The organism is Ralstonia sp. 25C (genome assembly GCF_051904805.1).
In the GTDB taxonomy this organism is placed as follows: Bacteria; Pseudomonadota; Gammaproteobacteria; order Burkholderiales; family Burkholderiaceae; genus Ralstonia.
Window position 1 is genome coordinate 3,263,397 of the sequence record NZ_CP196737.1, and the last position, 25,948, is coordinate 3,289,344.

Here is a 25,948-nt window from a genome sequence, read left to right on the forward strand (position 1 = left end):
CATCGCGCATGCAAAAAGCCGGCCCTCTTGCGAGGTGCCGGCATTCGGTCGCATATGTCCTCTGTTGAAGAGCTGCTATCGCTTGAACAGACGTGCAAACAGCGACCGTTTCTTTGTCTCACTGTGCTCGCGCTGCGCCTTCAGATACGCCTCGGATTCTCTAGCATCTAGCTCGATGTCCAAGTCAGAGAAGTTGTCGAAAACAAACGCGATCGCATCACGCCATTCTGGGCTAGCTTGCCAATCGTCCAAGTAACGCTTCTTCTGCTCGGGCGTCAGGAGTGCCCAGTAGGGGCGCCATTCCTGATCGAACCACGTTTCCGCAATACCCTGCTGTACGTGGAGTGCCAGTTCACCAGGCTGAAGCTGCGGGAAAGTGATCCAGGGTGGTCGGGGAGGGGAGAGGTCAGTTGGCATCAATATGATCCGCGATCCAGTCAAAGCCGAAATAGCCTGCAGTACCGCCGACGAAGGCACCGATGGCTCCCGTGACAATTGCGCCGGGCCCAGTTTCGAAACCGAGTGCGGCGCCGCCCGCTGCCCCAAGTTTCATGCCTGCCCAAGCCATCGCCCAACCTCCGGTTTGCCGGATTGTTTCTGCGGCGATAGGTTTGGCAGAGTGAAGCACCAAAGCTCTTTGGGTGGCATGGCCCATGTCGTAAGCGGTCATTGCGAAGCCAATGATTTGCACACCTTGTAGGCCACGGGTGATTGCGAGGCTTGTGGAACTCTTGATGGCGTTGGCGGGTACTGAGCCCCGAACCAAGACTTCAGCGTCAGCTTGTACCAAGCGCCGAATTCTCGCAATGTTGGCGGCAGAGTTGCCGTCACGTGTTTTGGCCGCGATTCGGTCCAGATCGGCCAGAATTTCATGGGTGTCGTGGAATGTCGCACCCGCAGCTTTGGCCTTGGCAACGTCAATCCAGAAGCTGCTACCCGAGAATCTTGGCGCGCCAAAGGGTCGAGAGGATGCAGATGAATATGGACTGGGCTTCATTCCGAGGGCGTGTCGCCCCGGAGGCAGATTTGACGTAGGGGCGGTTGGGTGAATCCCAAATGCCTCTGGGTTAGGTACTACTGGAATGGAGCGGTTGAGCCGTGCTGCAAAGGCCTTTGTCATCGCAGGATTGACCATGACTTTGCGGACGACCTTTGCTCGAGCCGGATTGATTTCATCTGCTAATACGAAAAAATAGGCCCGGCCGGGAATGATGCTCGTGGCATGCTGAAACTCGAATCCAGCCTTGTTATGTGGGGGCGCCATCACGGCGGCTCCCTGAGCGTGGCGAATGACCGAGTCGCGCAACTGTAGCGATTGGCCGACCAGGAGTTGGTTAGCTGAGGTCAGTCGATTGTCCTCAGCAATGATTTTCCATTTCTCGGGATCGCCAAACCAAGTGCTCGCGATTTTCCAGAGAGAATCGCTGGGCTTCACAATGTAGTTCATGTTCATGAGCGCAAGATGCCAAGGGGCTCCATGCTAGGGGGCTTCGATAGTGCTCATGATTGAGAAGTGTTGCGGTTTGAGGTGCGATCAGTGGATGTGATAACCCATGAAAAAAGCCGGCCCTCTTGCGAGGTGCCGGCTTTTTGCCAAAGCGCTTGAATCGGACGCAGCTTAGCCCGGGATCTTGCCTTCCACACCTTCCACGTAGAACTTGATGCCGTGCAGGAAGCCATCGTCGGCGACCTTGTCGGCGGGCAGGACTTCCTTGCCGGTGTTGTCCTTGAGTGGGCCCTTCCAGATCGGGGCCGAGCCGTCGATGATGCCCTTCTTCTTGGTCTCGACCAGTGCCTTGACGTCTTCCGGCACCACGGCGTTGTAGGCGCCCAGGTCGATCATGCCTTCCTTCAGGCCCCACCAGATGGTCTCGGGCTTCCACTTGTTCTCGAGCACGTCGCCGATGACCTTGGTGTAGTACACGCCCCACTTGTTCATCGAGGCGGCCAGGTGGGCCTTCTCGCCGAACTTGGTCATGTCGCTGTCCCAGCCGATGGCGTAGACGCCTTTCTCTTGCGCGGTCTGCACCACGGCGGCGGAGTCGGTGTTCTGCATCAGCACGTCGACGCCCTGGCCGATGAGGGTCGTCGCAGCTTCACGCTCCTTGCCCGGATCGAACCACTTGTTGACCCACACCACGCGGGTGGTGGCCTTCGGGTTGACGCTGCGCGCGCCCAGCGTGAACGAGTCGATGTTGCGGATCACCTCAGGGATGGGCACCGAACCCACCACGCCCAGCTTGCCCGACTTGCTCATCTTGCCGGCCACCACGCCCGCCAGATACGCGCCTTCATACGTGCGCACGTCGTACTGGCCGAGGTTGTCGGCAGTCTTGAAGCCGGTGGCGTGCTCGAACTTCACGTCCGGGAATTCCTTGGCCACCTTGAGCATCGATTCCATGAAACCGAAGCTGGTGCCGAAGATGACCTTGTTGCCTTGCGTGGCGAGATCGCGGAACACGCGCTCGGCGTCGGCTGCGCTTTCGGGCACGTTCTCAACGAAGCTGGTCTTCACCTTGTCGCCGTACTTGGCTTCGACTTCCTTGCGGCCAGCATCGTGGGCGTAGGTCCAGCCCGCATCGCCCACCGGGCCGACGTAGACGAACGCGACCTTCAGCGGCTCGTTGGCCGGGGCCGGTGCGGCGGCAGCGGGGGCCGACGATGCGGCCGGTGCGGCATTGCCGCCGGCGTTGTCATTGGACTTGCCGCAACCCCAGAGGGTGAGGGCAGCGCCGGCGGCCAGCGCGGCCAGCGTGATCCTGCGGGTAACGTTCATCGATTTCTCCTGTTGTGTGGCTCGTTGACTGTGTTGAAGCGGAAAAAGTGGCAATGCTGAAAAGCTTAGGCCGCAGTTTAGGCAGCCCCTGGGCGGAATGGCTTGCCGAGCGACGCAGGCATGTTCAGGCGAATCCAGTCCGGATTGCGCGAGATGATGGCCAGGACGACGATCGTCGCGGCAAACGGCGCCATCGACAGAATCTGCGACGGTACCGATACCCCCATCCCTTGCAGATGGAATTGCAGAATGGTCACGCCGCCAAACAGCAGCGCGCCAAACAGGATGCGCAGCGGGCGCCAGGTGGCAAAGGTGGTCAGCGCCAGGGCGATCCAGCCGCGGCCGGCGACCATGTTCTCGACCCACATCGGCGTGTAGACCAGCGACAGATACGCACCCGCCAGCCCACAGCACGCCCCGCCGAACAGCAATGCGCCAAAGCGAATCGTGCGCACCGGATAACCCAGCGCATGGGCCGATTCCGGCGATTCACCAATCGCGCGCAGCGTCAGGCCCGCGCGCGTCTTGAACAGGAACCACGCAATCGCGCCGCACAGCAGCAGGCTGAAATAGACCATCCAGTGGTGTGCGAACAGGGCGGGCCCGACAAACGGGATCGACTCCAACCCCGGGATGCCATGTGCCTGCGCCGGCAGCGACATGCCGACAAAGCGCTGGCCCATGAAGGCCGATAGCCCGGTACCAAAGATCGACAGGGCGAGACCAGTCGCGACCTGATTGGTCACCAGCACGAGCGCGAGCCATGCAAACAGCGCGGCCATCACCATGCCGGCAATCGCGCCGGCCACAAAACCCAGCAGCGGAATCTGCGTTTGGTAACCGACCATGAAGCCGACCACGGCAGCCACCAGCATCATGCCCTCGGCGCCCAGGTTCAGGACGCCGGAGCGTTCGTTCATCAAGAGGCCCAGTGCAGCCAGCAGCAGTGGGGTGCCGGCGTTGATCGACGCGGCGATCAGGGGAGCAAGACTTTCCATGTTTCTGTTTCTCTCTGCCCGATCAGTGGTGCGCGCGCCAGCGCAGGCGGTATTCGATGAGCGTGTCGCAGGCCAGCAGGAAGAACAGCAGCATCCCCTGGAACACCCCGGTAATGGCCGACGGGAGGCCCAGGCGCGATTGCGCCAGTTCACCGCCGATGTAGAACAGCGACATCACGATCGCGCCCAGCACGGTGCCCACTGGATTCAGGCGCCCGACAAAGGCCACCACGATGGCGGCGAAGCCGTAGCCGGGGGAGATGGACGGCAGCAACTGCCCGATCGGCCCCGTCACCTCGAAGGCGCCGGCAATGCCTGCCAGCCCGCCCGAGATCAGCAACGCGGTCCACAGCGCTTTACGCGACGAGAAGCCCGCGTAACGGGCCGCCTGCGGTGCCAACCCGCCGACTTGCAGCCGATAGCCCGCGAAGCTGCGGAACACGAACAGCGTCATCGCCGCCGTCATCACGAGCATGAACAGGAAGCCAACGTGCAGGCGCGTACCGGCCATCAGCGTAGGCAACACGAACGCGCTGTCGAACACCATCGACTGCGGGAAGTTCATGCCGTTCGGGTCTTTGAGCGGCCCGTTGACCATGTACAGCAGCAGCAATTGCGCGATGTACGTGAGCATCAGCGAGACGAGAATCTCGTTGGCATGAAAGCGATCGCGCAGCAGGGCGGTGATCGCCGCCCACAGTGCACCACCAACCAAGCCTGCGATGACGGCGAGCACCAACGCGAAGCCGCCCGGAATCGCCGGCGTCGGCGTATCGAAAGCGATGATCGTGGCCGCCGCAAAAATGCCGCCGACGATCAGTTGCCCTTCCGCGCCGATGTTCCACACGTTGGCGCGGTAGCACACCGACAGCCCCAGCGCACACAGCACCAGCGGCACGGTCTTGAGCAGCACCTCGCCAATCGCACGCTTGTTGGCGAGCGGTTCGATCAGGAACACCCGCAGGCCAGCCACCGGGTCTTTGCCCAGCAGCGCAAACAGCAGCAGGCCGAACACCATCGTCAGCACCAGCGCGATCAGCGGCGAGGCGTAGGCCATCGTGCGCGACGGAATCGCACGCAACTCCAGCGAGATGGGCAGCGCCAAGCGGCTGCCATGCATGACTTCAGCCATGGGCCACCTCCGCAGATGCGGCTGCCGAAGCCGGGGCCTTGTCCCACATGCCACTCATCCACAGGCCGATCTGTTCGCGGTCGGTGGCGTGCGTGGGGGTGGAGGGGGAGAGGCGCCCGTTGGCGATCACATGCAGGCGATCGCACAGCGCAAAGAGTTCGTCGAGTTCTTCCGACACGATCAGGATGGCGCAGCCCCCGGCCTTGAGCGCGAGGATTTCATTGTGGATCTGCGCCGCTGCGCCCACGTCCACGCCCCAGGTGGGTTGCGCAACGATGAGCACGCGCGGCGCGCATTCGATTTCGCGGCCGACGATGAATTTCTGCAGGTTGCCGCCCGACAGGCTCTTGGCCAGCGCATCCGGTCCGCCCGCCTTCACGCCGAAGCGCTGGATGATCTTGGCGGCCAGCTTGGCGGCGGCGGTCTTGTCGATCAGCCCGCCGCGCACTTGCGGCGCACGCTGGTGCGTCAGCAGCGTATTGGCCGCCAGCGACAGCGACGGCACCGCGCCGCGCCCCAGGCGTTCTTCCGGCACGAACGACAGCCCGCGTTTGCGACGCGCACGCGGGTCCAGCTTGGCGACCGGCTCGTTGCCGATGCTGATGGTCTGTGCCGAGGCACGCGTGTCTTCGCCCGACAGCGCAGCCAGCAGCTCCTGCTGACCATTGCCTGACACGCCCGCAATGCCGACGATTTCGCCGCTGCGCAACTGCAGGGCGATGTCGCGTAGCTCCGTCGCAAAGGCGTGTGCCTTGGGCAGCGACAGCCCGGCCACCTCCATGCGCACCTCACCCGGCGTGGTCTGCGGACGGAGCTCACGCGGGGGCTCGCCGCCAATCATCATCCGCGACAGCGATGCCGCCGTTTCCTGCCGCGGGTCGCATACGCCCGTGACCTTGCCCATGCGCATCACCGTGGCGGTGTGGCACAGGGCCTGGATCTCGTCGAGCTTGTGGCTGATGTAGAGGATGCTGGTGCCTTCGGCGGCGAGTTGGCGCAGCGTCACGAAGAGCTTTTCGACGGCCTGCGGCGTCAGCACCGAGGTCGGCTCGTCGAGAATCAGCAGGCGCGGTTTGGTGAGCAGCGCGCGCACGATTTCCACGCGCTGGCGTTCACCTACGGAAAGCGTATGCACATGGCGATGCGGCTCCAGCGGCAGACCGTACTTGTCGCCGGTGGTGCGCACCTGTTCGGCTACGTCGCGCAAATCGGTGCCCGTCGGCAGACCGAGCAGGATGTTCTCGGCCACGGTCAGCGTGTCGAACAGCGAGAAGTGCTGGAACACCATGGCGATGCCCAGTGCGCGCGCCTGGTGCGGGTTGGCGATCTCGACGCGCTGGCCGTCGAGCTGCATCTCGCCGGCGTCGGGCTGCACCGCGCCGAAGATGATCTTCATCAGCGTCGACTTGCCGGCGCCGTTTTCGCCCAGCACGGCGTGGATCTCGCCCGGCGCGACGGTGAGGCTCACGCCGTCGTTGGCGACCACGCTCGGGTAGCGCTTGGTCATGCCTGTCAGGGACAGGCGCGGAGGATGTTGTGTCACAACAGGTTGGCTCGTGGTTTCCTGCCGCTCGCCGCGAGCCGCATGTGTCATGCGGGCTGCGGAGGCGGTCTCATTATTTGCGTTGACGACGCTTCTCAGATTGCCGGTCGTTCCCCATGCGCGATGCAGATTCGCCGCGACGCATCGCAACAATCATCATGGTCTGGTGATGCTTGCCATCAACGGTAATGTATATCGTTCGACACCATGCCGGAACCCGATTTCGGCCGGTTGGCGCCTGCCCCATACGAGGGGTGGCACAGTGCAAATCCCGTGCCGGGCCAATTGGGCCGATTTGCCGTGCTGAGCTTGTCATGCTGATGTATGCAGGTGGCACGCCCGGCCCTTCGCTGGGGCGCCCAGGCTGCGTTGCACTTGAGCGGTGCGCAGGCGCGGCCTGTCGCTTTGCGCTACAGTCTGAGGTTTGCTCCGGCATGGGTTCACGCCCGCTGTCGCGTCTCGCATCTCGTGTTTCCCCCTCATGACTGCTCCCACTCCCGCACGGTCCCGCATGCCGGGCCCGATTCCCGGCTGGCTTCTGCTGCTCGGTGCGCTCACGGCGATCGGCCCGCTGTCGGTCAACATGTATCTGCCGAGCCTGCCCACCATTGCACGCGATCTGAATACGTCGTCGGCTGCGGCGGGGCTCACGCTCACGGTCTTTCTGATCAGCCTGGCGATCGGCCAGTTGATCTACGGCCCGGCCAGTGACCGCTTTGGCCGTAAGCCGCCGCTCTATATCGGCCTGGGTTTGTATGTGGCGGCGTCCATCGGCTGCGCTTTCGCCAAGGACGCGACGATGCTGACCGTGCTGCGCGGTCTGCAGGGTTTTGGCGCCTGCGCGGGTATGGTGATCGCCCGTGCCGCCGTGCGTGACCGTATGGACCCCGCCGGCGCCGCGCAAGCCTATTCCACGCTGATGCTGGTGATGGGCGTGGCGCCCATCCTGGCGCCGATGATTGGCGGGGCGGTGCTGCAGGTGGCGTCATGGCGGGTCATCTTTGCGCTGCTGACGGCGTTTGGCGTGGTGTCGCTGGTGGCAGTGCACTATCTGATGCGCGAATCGCTGGCCCCGGAGAACGCGCGCCGGCTGGCCGTCGGCCACGTGCTGCAGGACTACTGGGCGCTGCTGCGCGATCGCCATTACGCGGCCTATATGTGGTGCGGCGCGGTGTTCCTGTCGGGCATGTTTGCGTACATCACCGTGTCGTCGTTCGTGCTGATCGACGGCTATGGGCTGTCGCCGGGCCACTACGCCTGGGTGTTCGGCAGCAACGCGGCGGGGATGATCGCGGCCTCGCGTGTGAATGTGCGTCTGGTGCGCAAGTATTCGCCGGCGCGCGTGCTGCGGCGGGCGCTGTGGATTCCCGTTGTGACCAGCGTGCTGGCGACCGCGGCCGCGATGGCGGGTTGGATGCCGCTGCCGCTCGTGCTGGCTGCGTTGTTTTGCTACGTCGCGTCCATCGGCTGCATCTCGCCCAACACGGGCGCGCTGGCGATGGCCGGGCAGGGCGCCCGTGCCGGCACCGGCTCCGCGCTGATGGGAGCCATGCAATTTGGCCTCGGCATGGTCACCGGTACGGTGGTCGCTGCCATCGGCCAGACCGCTGCACCGTTGCTGGGCATGATGGCAGTCTGCTCCATCCTGGCCCTGTGGCTGGGTTTGCGCGCCACGCGCCACGAGGGCCAGCAGGCCGCCCACTGACCGGCTGCACCGGCACAGCGTCTTCGCTGTCGTCAGGGTTTCATATGGCGCGTGCATAACACGCTGCCCCTGGCAGGCGAGCACTTTCCTATCATGAGAACGGCGCCTACCCGCACCACAAGCGGGCGGGATGCCCAATCCGCGAGCTAAGGGTTAGTTCTTATATAGAATTTATCAACGTTTTATTAACGTATCGCTTTCGTTTTCAATCGCGCTTCGTTTTCCGGTTTGCCGGCAACCGAGAGCACACCAGACCCGGGGGTTAAGTTGCAGTGCACGATTCATCGGCTGGGCGAACTGGCGCTGTTGTGCGAAGTGCCGCCGCCAGCGACCTTGAATTGCCAGCAGCGTATCTGGGCCATGGCATCGCGCGCGTCCCACTGGGCGGGCGTGATTGACGTGGTGCCAGGCATGAACAACCTGACGCTCGTGTTCGGCCCGCAGGCGGATGCACGTGTGCTGGAAACGCGCCTGCGCGAAGTCTGGGAAGAAAGCGAAGCCCTGGTGGCTGATGGCAAGCTGGTCGACATTGAAGTCGCCTACGGCGGTGATGAAGGCCCCGACCTGCGCGAAGTCGCCAAGCACACCGGCCTGACTCCGGCCGAAGTGGTGCGCCGTCACACCGCGCCCGAATACATCGTCTATTTCCTGGGCTTCCAGCCGGGCTTTGCCTATATGGGCGGGCTCGACAAGTCGCTCGCCACGCCGCGCCGCGCGGAGCCGCGTATGGCCGTGCCGGCCGGTTCGGTGGGCATCGGCGGCGAGCAGACGGGCATCTATCCGGCCGCCTCGCCCGGCGGCTGGCAACTCCTTGGCCGCACGGACGCGGCGCTCTTCATGCCGCAGCGTAATCCCCCCGCGCTGCTCGCACCCGGAGACCGTATCCGTTTTGTCGCCTCGAAGGTGCGCGCATGAGTGCCAAACCACAACCCATGATCGAGATCGTGCGGGCCGGCGTGCTGGCCTCCGTGCAAGACCTGGGCCGCACGGGCTATCGCCGCTTTGGCGTGTGCACGTCAGGCGCGTTGGACCCGCTGTCGCTGTACGTGGGCAACCGCCTGGTCGGCAACCGCAGTGATGCGGCGGGCATCGAATTCACGCTGGGCAACGCCACGCTGCGCTTCCACGCCAATGGTTTGATCGCGCTGACCGGTGCCGACTGCCGGGCCACGCTCGATGGGACGCCCGTCCATGCCTGGCGCGTCATCTCCGTGCAACGCGGCCAGACGCTGACCTTGCGCGTGGCGCAGGGCGGCGTGCGTGCCTACCTGTGCGTGGCCGGTGGCATCGATGTGCCGGAGATGATGGGCTCGCGCAGCACCGACCTGAAGGCCGGCTTCGGCGGCTTCGAAGGGCGTCCGCTAAAGGACGGTGACAAGCTGGCTGTGCTGCCCGCTGATGCTACCTACGCTCCCGACATCAGCGGCGAGGCCGTTGCCGTGAAGGCCGCACGCTGGACGTTTGACCGCGTGCAGGATGACACGCCCGTCATTCGCGTACTGCCCGGCCCCGAGTACGACGACTTCCTCGCCGAGGCTCAAGCCGCGTTCTGGGAATCCGACTGGACGCTCACTCCCAACAGCAACCGCATGGGCTTCCGCCTGCAAGGGCCGGAGCTCAAGCGCAAGAAGCAGCGCAGCGGCGATCTGCTGTCACACGGCGTGGTGCCGGGCGTGATCCAGGTGCCGCCCTCGGGCCAGCCGATTGTGCTGATGGCCGACGCACAGACCACGGGCGGCTACCCGAAAATCGGCACGGTCATCCTGGCCGACCAGTGGCGCCTGGCGCAGATTCCGCTGGGCGCCCGCGTGCGTTTCCAGCGCGTGACGCTGGAAGAGGCCGAAGCCGCTCGTGCCGACGTGGCACGCTATCTGCAGCAAATCGAAACCGCGCTGGATTGGCAGCGCCAGGGCATTCTCTCCACCGCGCGGCGCACGGCCAAAACGCGACTGAACGCGCAACCGAACGCGCGCTTGAATGCCTGATGCACCGGAAGACACCCATGACTGCAATTGATCTGAACGCCGATCTTGGCGAAGGCTGCGATACCGACGAGGCGCTGCTCGCGCTGGTGAGTTCCGCCAACATCGCGTGCGGTTGGCACGCCGGCGACGTCAACACGATGCGCCAGACGACCTCGTGGGCGCTGCGCCAAGGCGTGTCGATCGGCGCGCATCCGAGCTTTCCCGATCGTGAAAACTTCGGCCGCACCGAGATGCACCTGCCTCCGGAAGAGATTTACGCGGGCGTGCTCTTCCAGATCGGCGGTCTATCGGCTATTGTGCGCGCCCAAGGCGGCAAGCTGGCCCACGTGAAAGCACATGGTGCGCTCTACAACCAGGCCTCGCGTGACCGGCCACTGGCCATGGCCATCGTGCGCGCCATTCGTGATTTCGATCCGTCGCTGGTGGTGTTTGGCCTGGCTGGCGGTGAGCTGGTGAAGGCCGCGCGTGAGTTGGGCCTGCACGCCAAGGAAGAGGTTTTCGCCGATCGCGGTTATAACGCAGACGGCTCGCTCGTGAAGCGCGGCACGCCCGGCGCGCTGATCGACGATGAGAACGCGGCACTGGACCAGACGCTGACGATGGTGCGCGAACAGCGCGTGAAGGCCATTGACGGCACGTGGGTTCCGATCCGCGCGGAAACGGTTTGTCTGCACGGCGACGGCGCACATGCGCTGGCGTTCGCGCGACGCATTCGGGAACGGCTTGGCAGCGAGGGTATTGCTGTCAGCGCCGGCGCCTGAGATACGGGCCCCGCAACTTCCATGCGGGGCCTTTTTATAGCAACTTTGGGGGGAAGCGCCACATGAGTACGGCAGTCAATCTATGGCCACTGATTGGGGTGGTCATCATCATCGTCGGGTTCGTCCTGCGATTCAATCCACTGCTGGTGGTGACCGTGGCCGGGCTGGCCACGGGGCTGTCCGTCGGCATGGACCTTGGCACGCTGTTGGAAACCTTCGGCGAGAAGTTCATCAATAGCCGATCGCTGGCGGTCTACGTGCTGATTCTGCCGATCATCGGTCTGCTGGAAAGCTACGGCCTGAAAGAGCGTGCGCAAGACTGGATCTCCAGCCTGGCAAGCGCCACCTCCGCCCGCATCCTGATGCTGTATTTCGTGGTGCGCCAAGGGCTGGGCGCACTCGGCCTGACCTACATCGGCGGTCATGCGCAAACCGTGCGGCCATTGCTGGCGCCCATGGTGGAAGGTGCCGCAGCCGCCCGCCACGGTGATCTGCCGCAGCACATCCGCGACAAGCTGCGCGCGCACTCCGCCGCCTGCGACAACATCGCCATCTTCTTCGGTGAAGACATCTTCCTCGCCTTCGGTGCGGTGCTGCTGATGGATGCGTTCCTCAAGGAAAACGGCATCACTGGCATTGAGCCTTTGCAGCTGGGCCTGTGGGCAATTCCCACCGCCATTGCCGCGCTCGTCATCCACATGTTCCGCCTGGTGCGGCTCGATGCCAGCATCCAGCGCGATGTCGATGCCTGGAAACAATCCAATCCGTCCAAGACGAATGAGGTGACAGCATGAGCACCCTGCTGACTATTAACGGCGTTTTCTATCTGATCGGCTTTATCGTCATGCTGCTGGTGGGCATGACGCTGCGCGACAAGGGCAACCCCAAGCGCCTGACCACGGCGTTGTTCTGGTTCCTGTTCGGCTCCGTCTTTCTGTTCAGCGATTTGATGGTGTCGACGCTTGGCAAGCCGATGGCGTATCGCATCGTCGGTGTCATCGTTGTGCTGATCGCATTGATCGCTGGGGCTGGCTTGCTGTCGATCGGCACGTACAAGCAGAGCACCCCGGAGCAACGCCATGCCTCTGCCAACAAGCTGCGCAACAAGCTGTTTGTGCCGGCGCTGCTGATCCCGGTCATCACGGTGCTCTGCACGCTGGCGTTCAAAGGCGTCTCCGTGGGCGGTGTCTACATCCTGGATCAGAAGCAGCTGACATTGGCCGCGCTCTGCGTGAGCTGTGTCTGCGCCATCCTGGTTGGCTGGGCGCTGACTGGCGGGTCGCCGCTGCACGCGGTGCGTGAGTCGCGTCGCCTGCTGGATTCCATCGGCTGGGCCGCGGTGCTGCCGCAAATGCTCGCGATGCTGGGTGGCGTGTTTGTGGCGGCCCAGACCGGTAAATCGGTGAAGGACATCGTGAGCCTGTTTGCCGATCCGAATAACCGCTTCCTGCTGGTGGTGATCTACTGCGTGGGCATGGCGCTGTTCACCATGATCATGGGCAATGCGTTTGCGGCATTCCCGGTGCTGACGGCCGGTATTGCGCTGCCGCTGCTGGTGGTTGGTCAGCACGCCAATCCTGCTCCGCTGGTGACCATCGGCATGTTGGCCGGCTACTGCGGGACATTGATGACCCCCATGGGCGCCAACTACAACATCGTGCCGGCCGCGCTGTTGGAGTTGAAGGACAAGTATCTCGTCATCAAGACGCAGATCCCGACCGCGCTGGTGCTGCTGTGCGCGAACATTCTGCTCATGTATTTCCTGGTTTTCCGCTAGAGAGACGCCATGCCATTCACCGTCGAACTCACCGTCAAGCAGGCTTCAGATCTGGCAGCACTGCCGCTGCGCTCGCTGTATCACGAGTATCCGAACCACATCATGCATCTGCTGAATGGGGCAGAGGATGTGCGCTCGCCGCGCGACATGCACCCGGTGTTCTACGGCTGCTACGACTGGCATTCGGCGGTGCATGGCTATTGGCTGCTGGCGCGCTGTGCGCGGCTGTATCCGTCTCTGCCGCAGCAGGATGCCATTACGAAGCTGTTTGACGAGCACTTCACTGTCGAGAACATGCAGAAGGAGTGCGCGTATTTCCAGGCGCCGGGGCGCACATCGTTTGAGCGCCCATACGGCTTCGCCTGGGTTATGGCGTTGGCAGAGGAATTGGCCGTTTGGCAGCATCCCAAAGCCAAAACGTGGCTGGCCGCCATGGAGCCGCTGACGGCAGAAATCCGCAGCCGCATCCTCAGCTACTTCACCAAGCTGAGCTATCCGATCCGGGTCGGCACGCATTACAACAGCGCCTTCGCGTTGAAGCTGATCCTGGATTTCGCGCGCCATCGCCGCGATGCGGAGTTGGAGGAGTTGGTGGTGTCCGCCTCGCGCCGCTATTACGGGGAAGACACCAACTATCCGGCGCACTACGAGCCGGGCGGCGACGAGTTCCTGTCCGCCGCGTTGACCGAAGCCTTGCTGATGTCGGACGTGCTGCCGGCCGGCGAGTTTGCTGGCTGGTTTGCCCAATACCTGCCAGTGCCGGGCCATATCGATCGCCTCATGACGCCGGCGCATGTCAGCGACCATAGCGACCCCAAGATTGCCCACCTGAACGGTTTGAACCTGAGCCGAGCCTGGTGCATGAAGCGGATTGCTCGGCGCCTTCCGGAAAGCGCGCCCGCCAAGGCTGTGCTGGATAAGGCCGCAAAGCTCCATATTGAGGCTGGGCTGCCGCATGTGGTCAGTGGCGAATATGCTGGTGAGCATTGGCTGGCAACGTTCGCCATGCTGGCGCTGGAGCCGGTTCATTGACTTGGCACGCTCATTGACCGTTTCCAGCGGGTCAGGTACACGCGAAATGTGCCGCTAGCGGACCGGCGGCCAACTTCATCATCGTGCCTGGCGTTGCTGGATTGGCCCGATAAGCGCACCGAGATCAAAGCGCAACCCCCAACCCGCACTGCTGTTGCATGCAGCCAATATCGTGCGGGTGGACTTCCTGATGCTGCAGTAATCGTGTCTAATGCGACGCGTGCGGCGCGCGCCACGCTGGTCAATCTGATGCCGGCGGGTGCCACCCACGTGATCGCCACCCGGGCCCAAATGGGGTGTGCGGTCGTTGTCCTCGCATCGCGCTCTTCTCCGGGGGGATTCAATGAGCAGCCAGATGACGGGCGGCCGTTCCATGTCGGGACGCCGCTTTTTTTGTGTTCTCGCAACCAGCGCATTGACGCTGTTCTCTGCCGCGCAAGCCGGCGCTGAAACGTTCCGCGTGGCCACGCCGTACCCGGCCGTCAATTTCCATACGCAAAACCTGCAAGCTTTCGCTGGCGCGGTGAATAGCGCCACCAATGGTGGGCTCAAGCTTGAGGTGTATCCGAATGGCTCGCTGCTCAAGGCCGCGACCATCTTCGACGGCGTGAAGGACGGCAAGGCCGAAGCGGGCGAAGTGATGCTTTCCACGCTGGCTCAGCGCGACGCGCTATTCGGTGTGGATTCGATCCCGTTCGTGGTGTCCAGCTACAACGACGCCCGCCTGCTGTGGGACGCCTCGCGCAACAAGGTTGAGGCGCTGATGAAGGCCAACGGCCTGCGCCTGCTGTACGCCGTGCCCTGGCCGCCGCAGAACCTGTATTCCGAAACGCCGATTGCACGTTTGTCCGACCTGAAGGGACATCGTTTGCGCACCTACAACGCTGCGCAAAAGCGCATCGCCGAACTGTACGGCGCGCAGCCGGTGCAGGTGGAAGCACCTGACCTGAGCGCGGCCATCAGCGCGGGCCGCATCGACACGATGCTGACTTCGCCGTCCACCGGTCTGGAAACCAAGGCCGGCCAGCGCATGACCTACTACTACAAGGTCAATGCGTGGATTCCGAAGAACGCTGTGTTCGTCAACGAGGCGCGCTTCGCCAAGCTGCCGCCGGCCGTGCAGCAGACGGTGCTCAAGCTCGCCAAGGATTACGAGGCGCGCGGTTGGGAGACCAGCCGCCAGACGTACGAGCACGACGAAGCCGAGCTCGCCAAGACCGGCGTACGCGTGATCAATCCCGACGTGAACCTGCAGGGCGACATGCGCCGCCTGGGCGAACGCCTGACGCGCGAATGGCTGCACACCGCGGGCACGGAAGAAGTTGACATCCTGTTGAGCTTCGAGAACAAGCGCAGCAAGGCCAAGTAAGGCCCCTCGCCGCGCCTGGGCATGATCTGCAGCGGGCATCTATCATCGTTGTTGATGCATGCAGCTGCGGGAGAACGTCATGCCTACCGTCCTCGTCACGGGGTTCGATCCATTCGAGAACGAACCCGTCAATCCGTCGTGGGAAGCAGTGCGCACCCTCGACGGTCAGGGGATCGCGGGTGCCGACATCATGGCGCGCCAGTTGCCGACCGTCTTTGGTGAATCCAACAAGGTGCTCGGCAAGCTGCTGCAGACGCTGCACCCCGACGTGGTGATCGCCGTGGGCCAAGCCGGTGGCCGCGCCGAGATGTCGATCGAGCGCATCGCCATCAACGTGGACGATGCGCGCATTGCTGACAACGCCGGCAAGCAGCCGATCGACGTCGCCATTGAGCATGATGGGCCGGCGGCGTATTTCTCTACGCTGCCGATCAAGGCCATCGTGCGCGACTTGCGCGCTGCCGGCATTCCGGCGGCGGTGTCGCAGACGGCGGGCACGTTCGTCTGCAACCACGTCTTCTATGGGCTGATGCATGCGATCGCCCGAAAAAAGCTGCCAACGCGCGGCGGGTTTCTCCACATTCCCTATCTGCCCTCGCAGGCGGCCAACCATGCTGGCCAGCCCAGCATGGCGCACGATACCTTGGTCGCTGGGCTGCGCATCGTCATTGAAACCACGCTGCGAAACGCACAAGACATACGCGAAACGGGCGGCCAGTTGCATTAGCAACCGCCGCCCGTTTCGGGTGCCGAGGTGCCGCCGGATCAGTCAGTCAGGCGAGTGTGGCGTTGCAGTTCGATGCGCACCGACGTGCCAGGGGCCACAAACGCCGGGGTCGGGGTGCCATAGGTTGACGAAGACGTGCTGTCGTCAACGATCGGCGCTGGGGTGACAGGTCTCGCGGCGACAACTGGGCGCGTGGCGTGCGGCACGTGTCGATCGATCGCCCTGGCAACCGTAGGCTTGGCAGGGGGCACCGCGGCCTTTTCCGTCTGAACGGTTGCGGTCACAGTCTTGGAGACCCTGGCAGCGACGGGCAGTGTCGGTGTGGGTGCGGCGCTGACCATCGGGCTCGGCGCAGCTTGCTTGCTGACAACGGGGGCGGGCATCGGTTTGTGCGGCTGGGCGGGCGCGGTAGCCAGATGTTGCTCGGCGGTCGGCGCCAACTGGTGCCGCTTTCCGGTATACGAGCCTAGCCACGCTGCTAACACCGTGCAGGCAACGCCAATGGCGATGACAGTCAGGCGCGGGCGCCAGATAGACGCATTGGATTGCGTGCCGACGCGCAACGCGGCGAGCACTTCTTCCGTCAGGGCGGCGGCTCGACGCGATTCAATGGTTTCTATGATGTCGCGTGACGTGCCGAACGGCGGTGGCACGCGCAGCCGCGCCAGCCCCGGCATGCCGAGGTGGCCGTCGATGGTGATGTTCAGACTCTCCACTGCACCCCCCCGTTGATGGATTTTTCAGGGCAGGCACAGACCCCCGCCCCAGCAGAACCTGGGGATGTTAGGGCGAGGGGGAGAGGGCGGTCGATCAGATCAGTCTGATATCGCACCGCGCTTGGGTTACGGCGTTGGCGACCAGTGTGGGTCGTTGAGCTGCTTTTCCAGCAGGCGGATCTGCTGCTGCAGCGAGTCGATCTGGGCCTTGTAGGCGCGGCGCTCGACGTCCAGCGCCTGGGTCTGCTGGCGCATGCTTTGCTGTTCTTCCAGCATCTTCTGGCGCTGCGCTTGCATGATGCGCACTTCCTGACCGAGCGACGTGGCACGCTGTTCGGCAGCCTGCGCTTCACGCTCAAGCTGGGCTTTCTGTCCGGCCGTCACGGCGCGGCGCAGATCGTCTTCGGCCCACGTACGGGTCTGGCGCGCCAGCGTTTCATACGCGCCTTCGGCCGGTGCCACGGATGCGAACTTGTACACGCGCCACAATTCCTTGCGATACGACAGCGCCACGTAAGCGGTTGTGTCTTCGTTCACGAGCAGCAGGCTGGTGCCGTAATCGCCGTTGTACGTCGTGCGCAATTCCGTGAGGCGCTTTTGTGCCAGCAATTGCTGTAGCTCGGCCACGGTACCGCCCGACGCAGCTGTGGGGGCTGCAGGCGCTTGCGGCGCGGAGGTTTGAGCATGAGCCAACCCGGCGCCCGCAACAGAAGCCGCGGCGACGAGCGTGAGAACGGTTCGGCGGAAGACGAAGGACATTGCAGAAGTCAGAAATCGGAGCCGACGCGACTATATCAGCTTTGCCCTGCAGACTTGCCGCCCGCCGGGCTTGTGATATCCGCGGAGGCCGCGCCTGCGGCCTCACGACGGCCGAAGTAGCGCGCGGGCGATTCGCCAAAGTACTGGCGGAACATGGCGATGAAGTTGCTGGGCGACGCGTAGCCCAGTACATCCGCCACGTTGGCGACAGGCTCACCGGCGGCCAGTCGCTCCAGCGCATGCACCAGCCGCGCCTGGCGTCGCCATTGTGCAAAGCCGATGCCCGTTTCAGCCAGGAACAGCCGGTTAATGGTGCGCGGCGATACGCCGGCCCACTCCGCCCAGGCGTCCAGTGTTCGTGTGTCACCGGGCGCGCGGAAGATGCCTTGCGCGATGCGCACGAGACGTCGATCGGTGGGCAGCGGCAAGTGCAGCGGTTCGTGCGGCGCGTGGCGCAGTTCGTCGAGCAGGACGGCCGCCATGCGCGCGCGTTCCGGACTCAGGTGATCGCGTTTGGGCCACATCACCGCGCGTTCCACGAGCGCGCGCATGACATCGCTGATGCCGACTACGCATGGGCGGTCGGGCAGCGCCATGCACTGCTCGGGCGCGACCAGCACGAACCAGCCGCTCATCACACCGCTGATTGCGGCGCGATGCACTTCGCCCGGTGGGATCCAGCCCGCCCGATGCGGCGGCATCAACCACGAACCGCGATGCGTGCGCACGTGCATCAGCCCGCTTTCCACGCAGAACAGTTGTCCGCGCACGTGGCGATGCCAGCCGACCTCGCGGGTGCCCAGTTGCAGCTCGGCGTTGCTGGTGGCGCTGCCCCGCACGGCGATGACTTCCGGGCCGTCAGCGCGGTCGCTGTAGTCCTGCATGACGGCCTGTTGCTCCTCGGCGCGGATCGCGTGGGCATGCATGGTGACGGGTTTTCAATAGTTTCTGTCGAAATGACGTTATCACGTCTCGTCGTGCGCGCGCGATAGTGACCCCACGGCGCACAGGGCGCCGGTTGCCACTTCGTCATCCAAGGAGGAACGCCATGGCAGAAAGGTTGGATGGATTTCGCATCTACGATATTTCGGCGTGGCCGATCGTGATGCTGCGCAGCGGTGCGCGCGTGCCGGGGTATGCGCTGCAGTGGACGCAGGAGATGGATGCGCTGCTCGCACGCAAGCAGCCGTTCGCGATGTTGCAGGGCGTGCAAGTCGAAGACGAGGTGCCCGAAGACCGTCGTCTGCGCGCGATCTGGCTCAAGGAGAACAAGGCGGCGCTGGCTGAACATTGCCGGGCGTTAGTGCACGTCGAGCCGAATGCGGTGCGCCGCATGGCGATCCAAGCGGAGGTGGCTATTGCTGTGCGGGCGTTCAAGCTGCCGATGGAGATCGTGGCCAGCTTTGAGGAGGCACTCGCCGCCGCTCGGCGCGCGCTCAATCATGTTGTTGCGCAGGAGCACGCCGATGCGTGAACCGCTACATGTCACCATCATTGGCGCGGGTCTGGGTGGTCTATGCCTGGGGCAAGGGCTGCGGCGACACGGCATCGCTTTCGATGTGTTCGAGCGCGACCAAGCCATGAGCAGCCGACCGCAGGGCTATCGCCTCCGTATCGACGCCGATGGCCAAGACGCGCTCCAAGCCTGTCTACCGCCCGCACGCTACGCGTTGTTTAGCAAGTCCTGCGCGGTGCCGGCGCGCCGTGTGAACGTGTTCGATCCATACCTCCGCCCGACCGACGGCCGCTGGGTGGATGCATGGCGCGATGACGCTAACGACCATGTCGACAAGGCTCCCGACCTCAACGCACACCGGCTGACATTGCGCGAAGTCCTGCTCGATGGCATCAGCGCGTCTGTGCACTTCGGCCGCGGACATATCCGCCATCAAACGCGCGCGGACGGCCGTATCGAGGTGATGTTGGACGATGGCTCGTCATGCGTGACCGACGTGCTGGTCGGCGCGGATGGCGTGCATTCGAGCGTGCGCGCACAGCGATTGCCGCACGCTGCGCCCGTATTGACCGATGCCTCGGTCATCTACGGCAAAACGTATCTGACGCCGGCAGCGCTTGCACGCCTTGACGATCGATTGCCGGGCAACACCACCGTCGTCTTCGGCGATGGCGTGGCCGTCATCATCGATGCCATGCGTTTTGCGGTGTCTCCTGCGAGTCTGCGTGCGGGATTGAGCGACGTGGCGCCGTATCTGTACTGGGCCGTGATCGGCCAAAACCCGCGACTTGGCACAGCGGGTGCGGTCGATGCGCGACTCGCGTCGCTGAGTGCAGGCTGGGCGCACGGATTGCGCGCGCTGTTTGTCCACGGCGACGCGGCTTCGACCGTCATGCTGCCGGTGCGCACGGCGCTGCCCGTTGCGCCTTGGTCAAGCAGCCGGGTGACGTTTCTCGGCGATGCCATTCACGCGATGAGCCCGGCGGGTGGCCTCGGCGCGAATACGGCGCTGGTTGATGCGGCCAACTTGGCGGCGTCGCTCGGTGAGGTGCAGCAGAGGCGGATGGGGTTGGACGAGGCGATTGCCCGGTATGAGGCGGTGCTACGGGAGACGGCCGCGCACGCCATCGATGCATCCCGCAAGGGGACGGATGTGTTGCTTGGGGCGTTGGTTTGATGCGAGGGGAGGGCGGGAAAAGACTGGCGGAAGCGGTGAGATTCGAACTCACGGATGGGTCACCCCATCGGCAGTTTTCAAGACTGCTGCCTTAAACCACTCGGCCACGCTTCCGTGTACTGCAGGACTGCTGAGCTGCTCGTTGCGAGCAAGACCGCCATTGTAACGGCACCCGGTGCAACTTGGCACCGGGTAACGTCAGTTTTCGTCGTCGGCCAAGAACAATGTCTGCAAATCGTTCAGGAATCGCTGCCCCAGCTCGGTGGGGCGGATCGCGATGTGGTCACGTGTGAGCAAGCGGCGTTGCTCGGCGGCATCGAGTTCGCGCTCGATCGTGCGCAGCGGCAGGCCGGTGCGTTCCTGGAACAGCGTGACCGGGAAACCTTCCGTCAGTCGCAGCGCGTTGAGCATGAACTCGAACGGCAGATCGGCGGCATCGACCTCGCGCTGTTCCTGTACGACCGCTGCGCCGCCCGCGCTTTCGGCGTGGCGCAGATACGTGTCCGGATGCTTGTGCCGCAGCTCGCGGATGACCCGGTGCGGAAAGCTCAGCTTGCCGTGTGCGCCGGGCCCGATGCCAAGGTAATCGCCGAATTGCCAGTAGTTCAGGTTGTGCTTGCACCGCTTGCCCGCCTTGGCATACGCCGAGACTTCGTAGTGCTCGTAGCCGGCTGCGGCCAGTCGCGCGTGGATCCAGTCCTGCATCGCAAACGCCGTGTCGTCATCCGGCAGCGCGGGCGGGTACTTGGCGAAGTACGTATTCGGCTCGAGCGTCAGGTGGTACAGCGACACGTGGTTGGTATCGAACGACAGCGCCGCCTCGACATCCGCCTCGCACTCGGCAAGCGTCTGGCCGGGCAGGGCGAACATCAGGTCGAGGTTGATGTTGTCGAAATGCGCGCGGGCGATGTCGATGGCGGCGCGCGCTTCGGTGGCGCTGTGGATGCGGCCCAGCGCTTGCAGGTGCACATCGTTAAAGCTTTGAATGCCGATCGACAGGCGGTTCACCCCGCTGGCGCGATAGCTGCGGAAACGCTCGGCTTCGAACGTGCCCGGGTTCGCTTCCATCGTGATTTCGGCATCGGCATCGACAGGCAGCAGCATGCGGATATCCGACAGCAGCCGGTCCAGCCCCTGCGCGGACAATAGGCTCGGCGTACCGCCACCGATAAAGATCGTATGCACATGGCGGCCCCACACCATCGGCAGTGCGGCTTCGAGGTCCTGCCGGATCGCTGCGAGAAAGTGCGCTTCGGGAATGCCCTGTTCCGGCTCCGCATGCGAGTTGAAATCGCAATACGGGCACTTGCGCACGCACCACGGCACATGCACGTACAGTGACAACGGCGGCGAGGCCGGCAGGCTGATCTTGCCCGGCTGCAGGAAGACGGAGGTGACTTTGTCGCCAGTCTCTGCTGCGGTTGCGGAAGGCGTCTTGCTGGCGCCGGCAGGGTGAATCGGGATCATCGAAACTCAGGCGTTTTCAAACAGGCGCAGCCGCTCGACCAATTGTGCGAGCGCTTGTGCGCGATGGCTCACGCTGTTCTTTTCGGCTTTGGACAGCTCAGCGGCGGTCTTGCCGAGGTTGGGGATCAGGAAGTAGGGGTCGTAGCCGAAACCGCCGTCGCCGCGCGGTGTGTCGATCACCTGGCCGAACCAGTTGCCCTCGGCGATGATCGGTTGCGGATCGTCGGCGTGGCGGACGTACACCAGCACGCAAACATAGTGCGCGCCCCGGTCGGCCTTGCCGGCTAACTCCCGCACGAGACGGGCGTTGTTGGCGGCGTCAGACTTTTCTTCGCCGATCAGCTGCGCGTAACGCGCGGAATAGACGCCCGGGGCGCCATCCAGCGCGTGCACGCAGATACCCGAGTCATCCGCCAACGCAGGCAATCCGGAAGCACGGCTGGCATGGCGCGCCTTGGTGAGCGCATTTTCGACGAAGGTCGCGTAGGGCTCCTCCGCCTCGGGAATGCCCAGCGCGCCTTGCGGCGTGACGTCGAACCCCAGGGTGCCAAGCAGCGCGTTGAACTCCGTCAGCTTGCCGGCGTTGTTGGAGGCCAGGACGATCTTGCGCATTACAGCCCCAGCGCTTGCTTCTGCAGGCCAATCAACTCACGGATGCCCTGGTCGGCCAGGCCAAGCAGCGCGTCCATTTCAGCGCGCGTGAACGGCGTGCCTTCCGCAGTGCCTTGCACTTCCACAAAACCGCCCGCGCCAGTCATGACGACGTTCATGTCGGTATCGCAGGCGGAGTCTTCCGGATAGTCCAGATCGAGCACTGGTACGCCATCGACAACGCCCACCGAGACGGCAGCCACAAAATCGCGAATCGGCTTGGCGTCTACGGCCAGCAGACCTTTCTCGCGCATCACTGTGATGGCGTCGTGCGCGGCAACGAACGCGCCCGTGATGCTGGCCGTGCGCGTGCCGCCGTCGGCCTGGAGCACGTCGCAATCCAGGTGGATGGTGTATTCCCCCAGCGCCGCCAGATCGAACACTGAGCGCATTGCGCGGCCGATCAGGCGCTGGATCTCCTGCGTGCGGCCAGTCTGCTTACCGCGTGCGGCTTCGCGGTCGGAGCGCGTGTGCGTGGAGCGCGGCAGCATGCCGTATTCGGCCGTCACCCAGCCTTCGCCGCTGCCCTTCTTGTGCGGCGGCACCTTGGGCAGCACGCTGGCCGTGCAGAGCACTTGCGTATCGCCAAAGCACACCAGCACCGAGCCTTCGGCGTGGCGCGTGAAGTGGCGGGTGAGGGTGACAGGACGGAGTTGGTCGGGCTGACGGCCGCTAGGACGCATGTGGGGCTCGCTTGAGAAAACGGATAACCCGACATGATACCGGCCCGCGCTGCCAGCGTGATGCGGGCAGGGCGGGCCGGTGGTGAGGGACAGCGCGGTGTGGCTCGGTGGCGCTCAGCGCGTCAGATTGCTGGTCTTGTCGATGGCGGCGCGGATTTCGGCGATGGAACGCTCGATTTCCTCTTCCGACATCAGCCCCGATTCGCTTTGCGGGGCGTCCAGGATGGATGTGGTGAAGGCGTTCAGCGGCAGGGTGTCGGTCTGCACCGAATCCTGCGTGGTGGTGACGGCGTCCAGCTCCCACATCATCGCGATGGCAGTGGTGTTGTCGGCGGTGTCACCGGCGTTGCGTAGCGCACGGGCAATCAGTTCCGGAATCGCCTGCGTGACCGAGAAGCTGGTGCAGGTGTTGACCAGTTCGTCTTCCTGCACGCTGCCCCACAGGCCATCGGAGCACAGCATGGCGACGTCGCCCGGCTCCAGGTCGACCGGCCCGCCGATGTCGATCAGCGGGAGGTTGGGCGAACCCAGGCAGTTGTAGATCTTGTTGCGCTCGGCGTGGTTGGCCACCTGCATCGGCAGCACGCGGTTCTGTTGCAGCAGGTTTTCGATCTTGGAGTGATCGCGCGTGCGCGTCACCAGTTCGCCCTTGCGCATCAGGTACATGCGCGAATCGCCCGCGTGGGCCCAGTGCAGCGAGCCCCGCTGGGCCAGCGCACAGACGATGGTAGTGCGCGGCGCATCCGGCAGGCCGTTGGTTTCTGCATAGCGGTGGATGTCGCGGTGCGCGAGCATGATGCTCTCGTGCAGGAAATCACGCGGATTGCGAATCGATGGACGCGCGTGGCGCTGGAACTGGCGCGCCATGGTCTGCAGCGCCTGCTGCGCCGCGACTTCACCCAGCGAGTGGCCCCCCAGGCCGTCGCACAGCACCATCAACATGGCGTCGCGCGTGAAGCAGTACCCCATGCGGTCCTGGTTGACGCGTCGCGCGCCTTTTTTGCTTTCTTGATAAACCGAGAAGCGCATTGCGAAAGAGAATTCGGGAATGGAAAACGGTGTGGCCGCTGGTCCCGTTACCGCGTGCCCACCGCTTGGGAATCATACTCCCCGGCCCGGATGTCAGTTGTCCCGGCGGCGCAACAGGCGGCTCATGAAACGCGTCGTCAACGCCTCTTTTTCTTCGGGCACTGGGCCGCCTTGCGTAACGGCGGTCAGCGCCTGCATTTCTGTCAGCGCATTGCTTTCTTCGCGCAGCACCTTTTGCAGGCGGAATACGCTCTGTGGGCGCTCTTCCGGCTTCATCTTCAGGCACCAGCCAACCATGTCGATCAGGCTGCCGGTGTAGGCCTTGCGCAGGCGCTCCAGGCTTTCTTCCAGCTTGTCTTCCTTCTCGCGCTGGGTGGCCTCTTGCGGCGGGGTGCCGGCCATGCAGGCATAGATCGTGGCGCCGATGCTGTAGATGTCCGTCCACGGCCCCAATTCGTTGTGCTTGCGATACAACTCCGGCGCGGCAAAGCCCGGCGTGTACATCGGCTGGAAGCGCGAGGCCTCGGCGGTGAGCGTCTGCCGTGCGGCGCCAAAGTCGAGCAGGATCGGCGAATGGTCTTCGCGCAGGTAGATGTTGCCCGGCTTGATGTCGAGGTGCAGCAGCTTGTGGATGTGGACTTCGCGCAGGCCGCTCATCAGGTCATGGAAGACCTGGCGGATAAAGCGCTCGCGCAGCATCTTGAGCTTGCCCTGCTGGCGCGCGTTGAGGATGTGCTCCTGCAGCGTTTTGCCCTGCTCATACGTCATCACCATATAGACGGTGCCGTTTTCCCGGAAGAAATTGAGCACACGCACGATGGCAGGGTGGGAAATCTTGGCCAGCGACCGGCCTTCTTCGAAGAAGTACTTGAGCCCGAGGCGGAATGCGCTCGCGCTTTCTTCAGGGACGACCGGAATCAACTCGCCTGGCGCGCGACGGGCCAGCGAAGACGGCAGATATTCTTTCACGGCCACCGGCGTCCCATGTTCATCGGTGGCGAGATAGACGAAGCTGAACCCCCCGCTGGCCAACTTCTTTACAATACGGTAATTGGACAGCAGGGTGCCGACCGGTAATGGGGCGCTGCGTGGCTGTCCTGAGCCTTTTGACTCTGTCATGGGTTTGTGTGGCGAAATAGCAGTCGGATTCTCCCTGACCAGTCCACACGTTGTAAACCGAAAAAAGGTGGGGGATTCCCCGCCAATTCCGGGCGTTAAAACCGACGCCGGATTCCCTGATTCGACCAAAACACACCACGTCCATGATCCACAGCATGACCGGCTACGGCGTTGCCACACGCCAGGCAGCCTTTACCGACGCCCACGGCGCTCCCAGCGGAAACGTCGCCACCGTGTCGGTCGAATTCCGCACCGTCAATTCGCGTTTCCTGGATTTGCTGTTCCGCGCGCCGGAAGAGTGCCGCGCTTTCGAGCCGGCCCTGCGCGAGATGCTGATGGGCGCACTGTCGCGCGGCAAGCTGGAGTGCCGGATCAACCTGCAACGCCAGGAAGCCGCCAGCGACGTTGCGGCGCTCAATGTCGGCGTGTTGCAACAGTTGGCCAAGCTGGAGCAGGAAGTGACGCGCCATCTGCCGGCTTCGGGTTCCCTGCGCATGGGTGAAATTCTGCGCTGGCCCGGCGTACTGGCGGAGCCTCAGCTCACGCAAGATGCCCTGCGGGACGCTGTGGTCAACGCCGCCAAAGAGGCGCTCAAGCAACTTCTGGAATCGCGCCGCCGCGAAGGCGATGCACTCAAGGCGATGCTGCTTGACCGCGTGGACGCCATGCTCGCCATCGTCGAGCAGCTCACGCCGATGGTGCCGGCGCTGATCCAGCAGCACCAAGACAAGCTGACCGAGCGCCTGCGTGAGGCGTTCGGCTTGGCCGCACCGGAAGGCACGCCGGCACTGACGCGCGACGAACTGTCCGAACGCATCCGCCAGGAAGCCACGGTGTACGGCATCCGCATCGACATCGCCGAAGAACTCTCGCGCCTGCAAGCGCACCTGCGCGAGACGCGCCACATCCTGGAAAAGGGCGGCCAAATCGGCAAGCGCCTGGACTTCATGATGCAGGAGCTCAACCGCGAGGCGAACACGTTGGGCTCCAAGGCCGCCGCCAAGGAGCTGGCCGATGCATCGATGGAGCTCAAGCTGCTGATCGAGCAGATGCGCGAGCAAGTCCAGAATCTCGAATAACTCCCTA

The 25,948-nt window shown here is 63.9% G+C and carries 26 protein-coding genes and 1 tRNA gene; 12 read left to right on the forward strand and 15 right to left on the reverse strand.

The features are described from left to right. Positions 1–75: 75 nt before the first annotated feature. The 6 genes from ACS7SF_RS15270 to ACS7SF_RS15295 form a co-directional block, all read right to left on the reverse strand. Complete coding sequence (locus ACS7SF_RS15270; RefSeq protein WP_439890557.1) at positions 76–417, reverse strand: hypothetical protein; 342 nt, start codon at positions 415–417, stop codon at positions 76–78. Next, positions 407–1,453: a LysM peptidoglycan-binding domain-containing protein gene (locus tag ACS7SF_RS15275; protein ID WP_439890558.1), complete on the reverse strand. Its 1,047-nt coding sequence runs from the start codon at positions 1,451–1,453 to the stop codon at positions 407–409. Before ACS7SF_RS15275 ends, ACS7SF_RS15270 begins: the two co-directional genes overlap by 11 nt. A 165-nt stretch (positions 1,454–1,618) precedes the next feature. Beyond that, complete coding sequence (locus ACS7SF_RS15280) at positions 1,619–2,776, reverse strand: BMP family ABC transporter substrate-binding protein (protein ID WP_439890559.1); 1,158 nt, start codon at positions 2,774–2,776, stop codon at positions 1,619–1,621. Positions 2,777–2,853: 77 nt separating this feature from the next. After that, the gene (locus ACS7SF_RS15285) at positions 2,854–3,774 is read right to left on the reverse strand and encodes an ABC transporter permease (RefSeq protein ID WP_439890560.1); all 921 of its coding nucleotides are present in this window, start codon (positions 3,772–3,774) and stop codon (positions 2,854–2,856) included. Between the two features lie 22 nt (positions 3,775–3,796). After that, entirely contained in the window at positions 3,797–4,906 is a 1,110-nt protein-coding gene (locus ACS7SF_RS15290; RefSeq protein WP_439890561.1) for an ABC transporter permease, read from the reverse strand. After that, entirely contained in the window at positions 4,899–6,413 is a 1,515-nt protein-coding gene (locus tag ACS7SF_RS15295) for an ABC transporter ATP-binding protein (RefSeq protein ID WP_439890562.1), read from the reverse strand. Before ACS7SF_RS15295 ends, ACS7SF_RS15290 begins: the two co-directional genes overlap by 8 nt. 517 nt (positions 6,414–6,930) lie before the next feature. Here ACS7SF_RS15295 and ACS7SF_RS15300 point away from each other — a divergent pair. The 9 genes from ACS7SF_RS15300 (at position 6,931) to pcp (ending at position 15,805) form a co-directional block, all read left to right on the forward strand. Continuing rightward, entirely contained in the window at positions 6,931–8,154 is a 1,224-nt protein-coding gene (locus tag ACS7SF_RS15300; RefSeq protein WP_439890563.1) for a multidrug effflux MFS transporter, read from the forward strand. 267 nt (positions 8,155–8,421) lie between these two features. Then, positions 8,422–9,069 (forward strand): 5-oxoprolinase subunit PxpB, encoded by a 648-nt coding sequence (gene pxpB / locus ACS7SF_RS15305; protein WP_439890564.1) that lies wholly within the window; start codon positions 8,422–8,424, stop codon positions 9,067–9,069. Next, positions 9,066–10,139, forward strand: coding sequence for a biotin-dependent carboxyltransferase family protein (locus ACS7SF_RS15310; protein ID WP_439890565.1), 1,074 nt, complete (start codon positions 9,066–9,068; stop codon positions 10,137–10,139). The genes pxpB and ACS7SF_RS15310 overlap by 4 nt, the downstream gene beginning before the upstream one ends. A 17-nt stretch (positions 10,140–10,156) precedes the next feature. Beyond that, a complete protein-coding gene (gene pxpA, locus ACS7SF_RS15315; RefSeq protein WP_439890566.1) occupies positions 10,157–10,900 on the forward strand; it encodes a 5-oxoprolinase subunit PxpA in 744 nt (247 codons plus the stop codon). A 62-nt stretch (positions 10,901–10,962) separates the two neighbouring features. After that, complete coding sequence (locus ACS7SF_RS15320; protein ID WP_439890567.1) at positions 10,963–11,694, forward strand: DUF969 domain-containing protein; 732 nt, start codon at positions 10,963–10,965, stop codon at positions 11,692–11,694. After that, positions 11,691–12,677, forward strand: coding sequence for a DUF979 domain-containing protein (locus tag ACS7SF_RS15325; protein ID WP_439890568.1), 987 nt, complete (start codon positions 11,691–11,693; stop codon positions 12,675–12,677). Before ACS7SF_RS15320 ends, ACS7SF_RS15325 begins: the two co-directional genes overlap by 4 nt. 9 nt (positions 12,678–12,686) lie before the next feature. After that, complete coding sequence (locus ACS7SF_RS15330; RefSeq protein ID WP_439890569.1) at positions 12,687–13,709, forward strand: DUF2891 domain-containing protein; 1,023 nt, start codon at positions 12,687–12,689, stop codon at positions 13,707–13,709. A gap of 343 nt (positions 13,710–14,052) precedes the next feature. Continuing rightward, positions 14,053–15,078 (forward strand): TRAP transporter substrate-binding protein, encoded by a 1,026-nt coding sequence (locus ACS7SF_RS15335; protein ID WP_439890570.1) that lies wholly within the window; start codon positions 14,053–14,055, stop codon positions 15,076–15,078. Between the two features lie 79 nt (positions 15,079–15,157). Continuing rightward, a complete protein-coding gene (gene pcp, locus ACS7SF_RS15340) occupies positions 15,158–15,805 on the forward strand; it encodes a pyroglutamyl-peptidase I (protein WP_439890571.1) in 648 nt (215 codons plus the stop codon). A gap of 38 nt (positions 15,806–15,843) precedes the next feature. On the opposite strand, the gene ACS7SF_RS15345 is transcribed toward pcp, so the two are convergent. From ACS7SF_RS15345 to ACS7SF_RS15355, 3 genes are all read right to left on the reverse strand, one after another. Continuing rightward, entirely contained in the window at positions 15,844–16,521 is a 678-nt protein-coding gene (locus ACS7SF_RS15345) for a hypothetical protein (RefSeq protein WP_439890572.1), read from the reverse strand. 126 nt (positions 16,522–16,647) lie between these two features. Next, positions 16,648–17,280, reverse strand: a complete 633-nt coding sequence (locus tag ACS7SF_RS15350) for a DUF2968 domain-containing protein (RefSeq protein ID WP_439890573.1) — start codon at positions 17,278–17,280, stop codon at positions 16,648–16,650. A 35-nt stretch (positions 17,281–17,315) separates the two neighbouring features. Next, positions 17,316–18,206 (reverse strand): AraC family transcriptional regulator, encoded by an 891-nt coding sequence (locus tag ACS7SF_RS15355; protein ID WP_439890574.1) that lies wholly within the window; start codon positions 18,204–18,206, stop codon positions 17,316–17,318. Positions 18,207–18,328: 122 nt separating this feature from the next. Between ACS7SF_RS15355 and ACS7SF_RS15360 the strand changes: the two genes are divergently transcribed. Both ACS7SF_RS15360 and ACS7SF_RS15365 read left to right on the forward strand, forming a co-directional pair. Further along, on the forward strand, positions 18,329–18,754 hold the full coding sequence (locus tag ACS7SF_RS15360; protein WP_439890575.1) for a hypothetical protein: 426 nt from the start codon (positions 18,329–18,331) through the stop codon (positions 18,752–18,754). Continuing rightward, positions 18,747–19,913: an FAD-dependent oxidoreductase gene (locus ACS7SF_RS15365; RefSeq protein ID WP_439890576.1), complete on the forward strand. Its 1,167-nt coding sequence runs from the start codon at positions 18,747–18,749 to the stop codon at positions 19,911–19,913. The genes ACS7SF_RS15360 and ACS7SF_RS15365 overlap by 8 nt, the downstream gene beginning before the upstream one ends. Before the next feature lie 24 nt (positions 19,914–19,937). Here ACS7SF_RS15365 and ACS7SF_RS15370 read toward each other — a convergent pair. The 6 genes from ACS7SF_RS15370 to ACS7SF_RS15395 form a co-directional block, all read right to left on the reverse strand. Then, positions 19,938–20,027: transfer RNA gene (locus ACS7SF_RS15370), tRNA-Ser, on the reverse strand. 84 nt (positions 20,028–20,111) lie between these two features. Further along, on the reverse strand, positions 20,112–21,380 hold the full coding sequence (gene hemW / locus ACS7SF_RS15375) for a radical SAM family heme chaperone HemW (RefSeq protein ID WP_439890577.1): 1,269 nt from the start codon (positions 21,378–21,380) through the stop codon (positions 20,112–20,114). A gap of 6 nt (positions 21,381–21,386) precedes the next feature. Next, positions 21,387–21,992: an RdgB/HAM1 family non-canonical purine NTP pyrophosphatase gene (rdgB, locus tag ACS7SF_RS15380; RefSeq protein ID WP_439890578.1), complete on the reverse strand. Its 606-nt coding sequence runs from the start codon at positions 21,990–21,992 to the stop codon at positions 21,387–21,389. Next, positions 21,992–22,714: a ribonuclease PH gene (gene rph / locus ACS7SF_RS15385; RefSeq protein ID WP_439890579.1), complete on the reverse strand. Its 723-nt coding sequence runs from the start codon at positions 22,712–22,714 to the stop codon at positions 21,992–21,994. Before rph ends, rdgB begins: the two co-directional genes overlap by 1 nt. 114 nt (positions 22,715–22,828) lie before the next feature. Further along, on the reverse strand, positions 22,829–23,743 hold the full coding sequence (locus tag ACS7SF_RS15390; protein ID WP_439890580.1) for a PP2C family protein-serine/threonine phosphatase: 915 nt from the start codon (positions 23,741–23,743) through the stop codon (positions 22,829–22,831). A 93-nt stretch (positions 23,744–23,836) separates the two neighbouring features. Further along, complete coding sequence (locus tag ACS7SF_RS15395) at positions 23,837–24,862, reverse strand: serine/threonine protein kinase (RefSeq protein ID WP_426397824.1); 1,026 nt, start codon at positions 24,860–24,862, stop codon at positions 23,837–23,839. Between the two features lie 143 nt (positions 24,863–25,005). Here ACS7SF_RS15395 and ACS7SF_RS15400 point away from each other — a divergent pair, with 143 nt between their 5' ends. Then, positions 25,006–25,941, forward strand: coding sequence for a YicC/YloC family endoribonuclease (locus ACS7SF_RS15400; protein WP_439890581.1), 936 nt, complete (start codon positions 25,006–25,008; stop codon positions 25,939–25,941). The last annotated feature ends 7 nt before the right edge of the window (positions 25,942–25,948 follow it).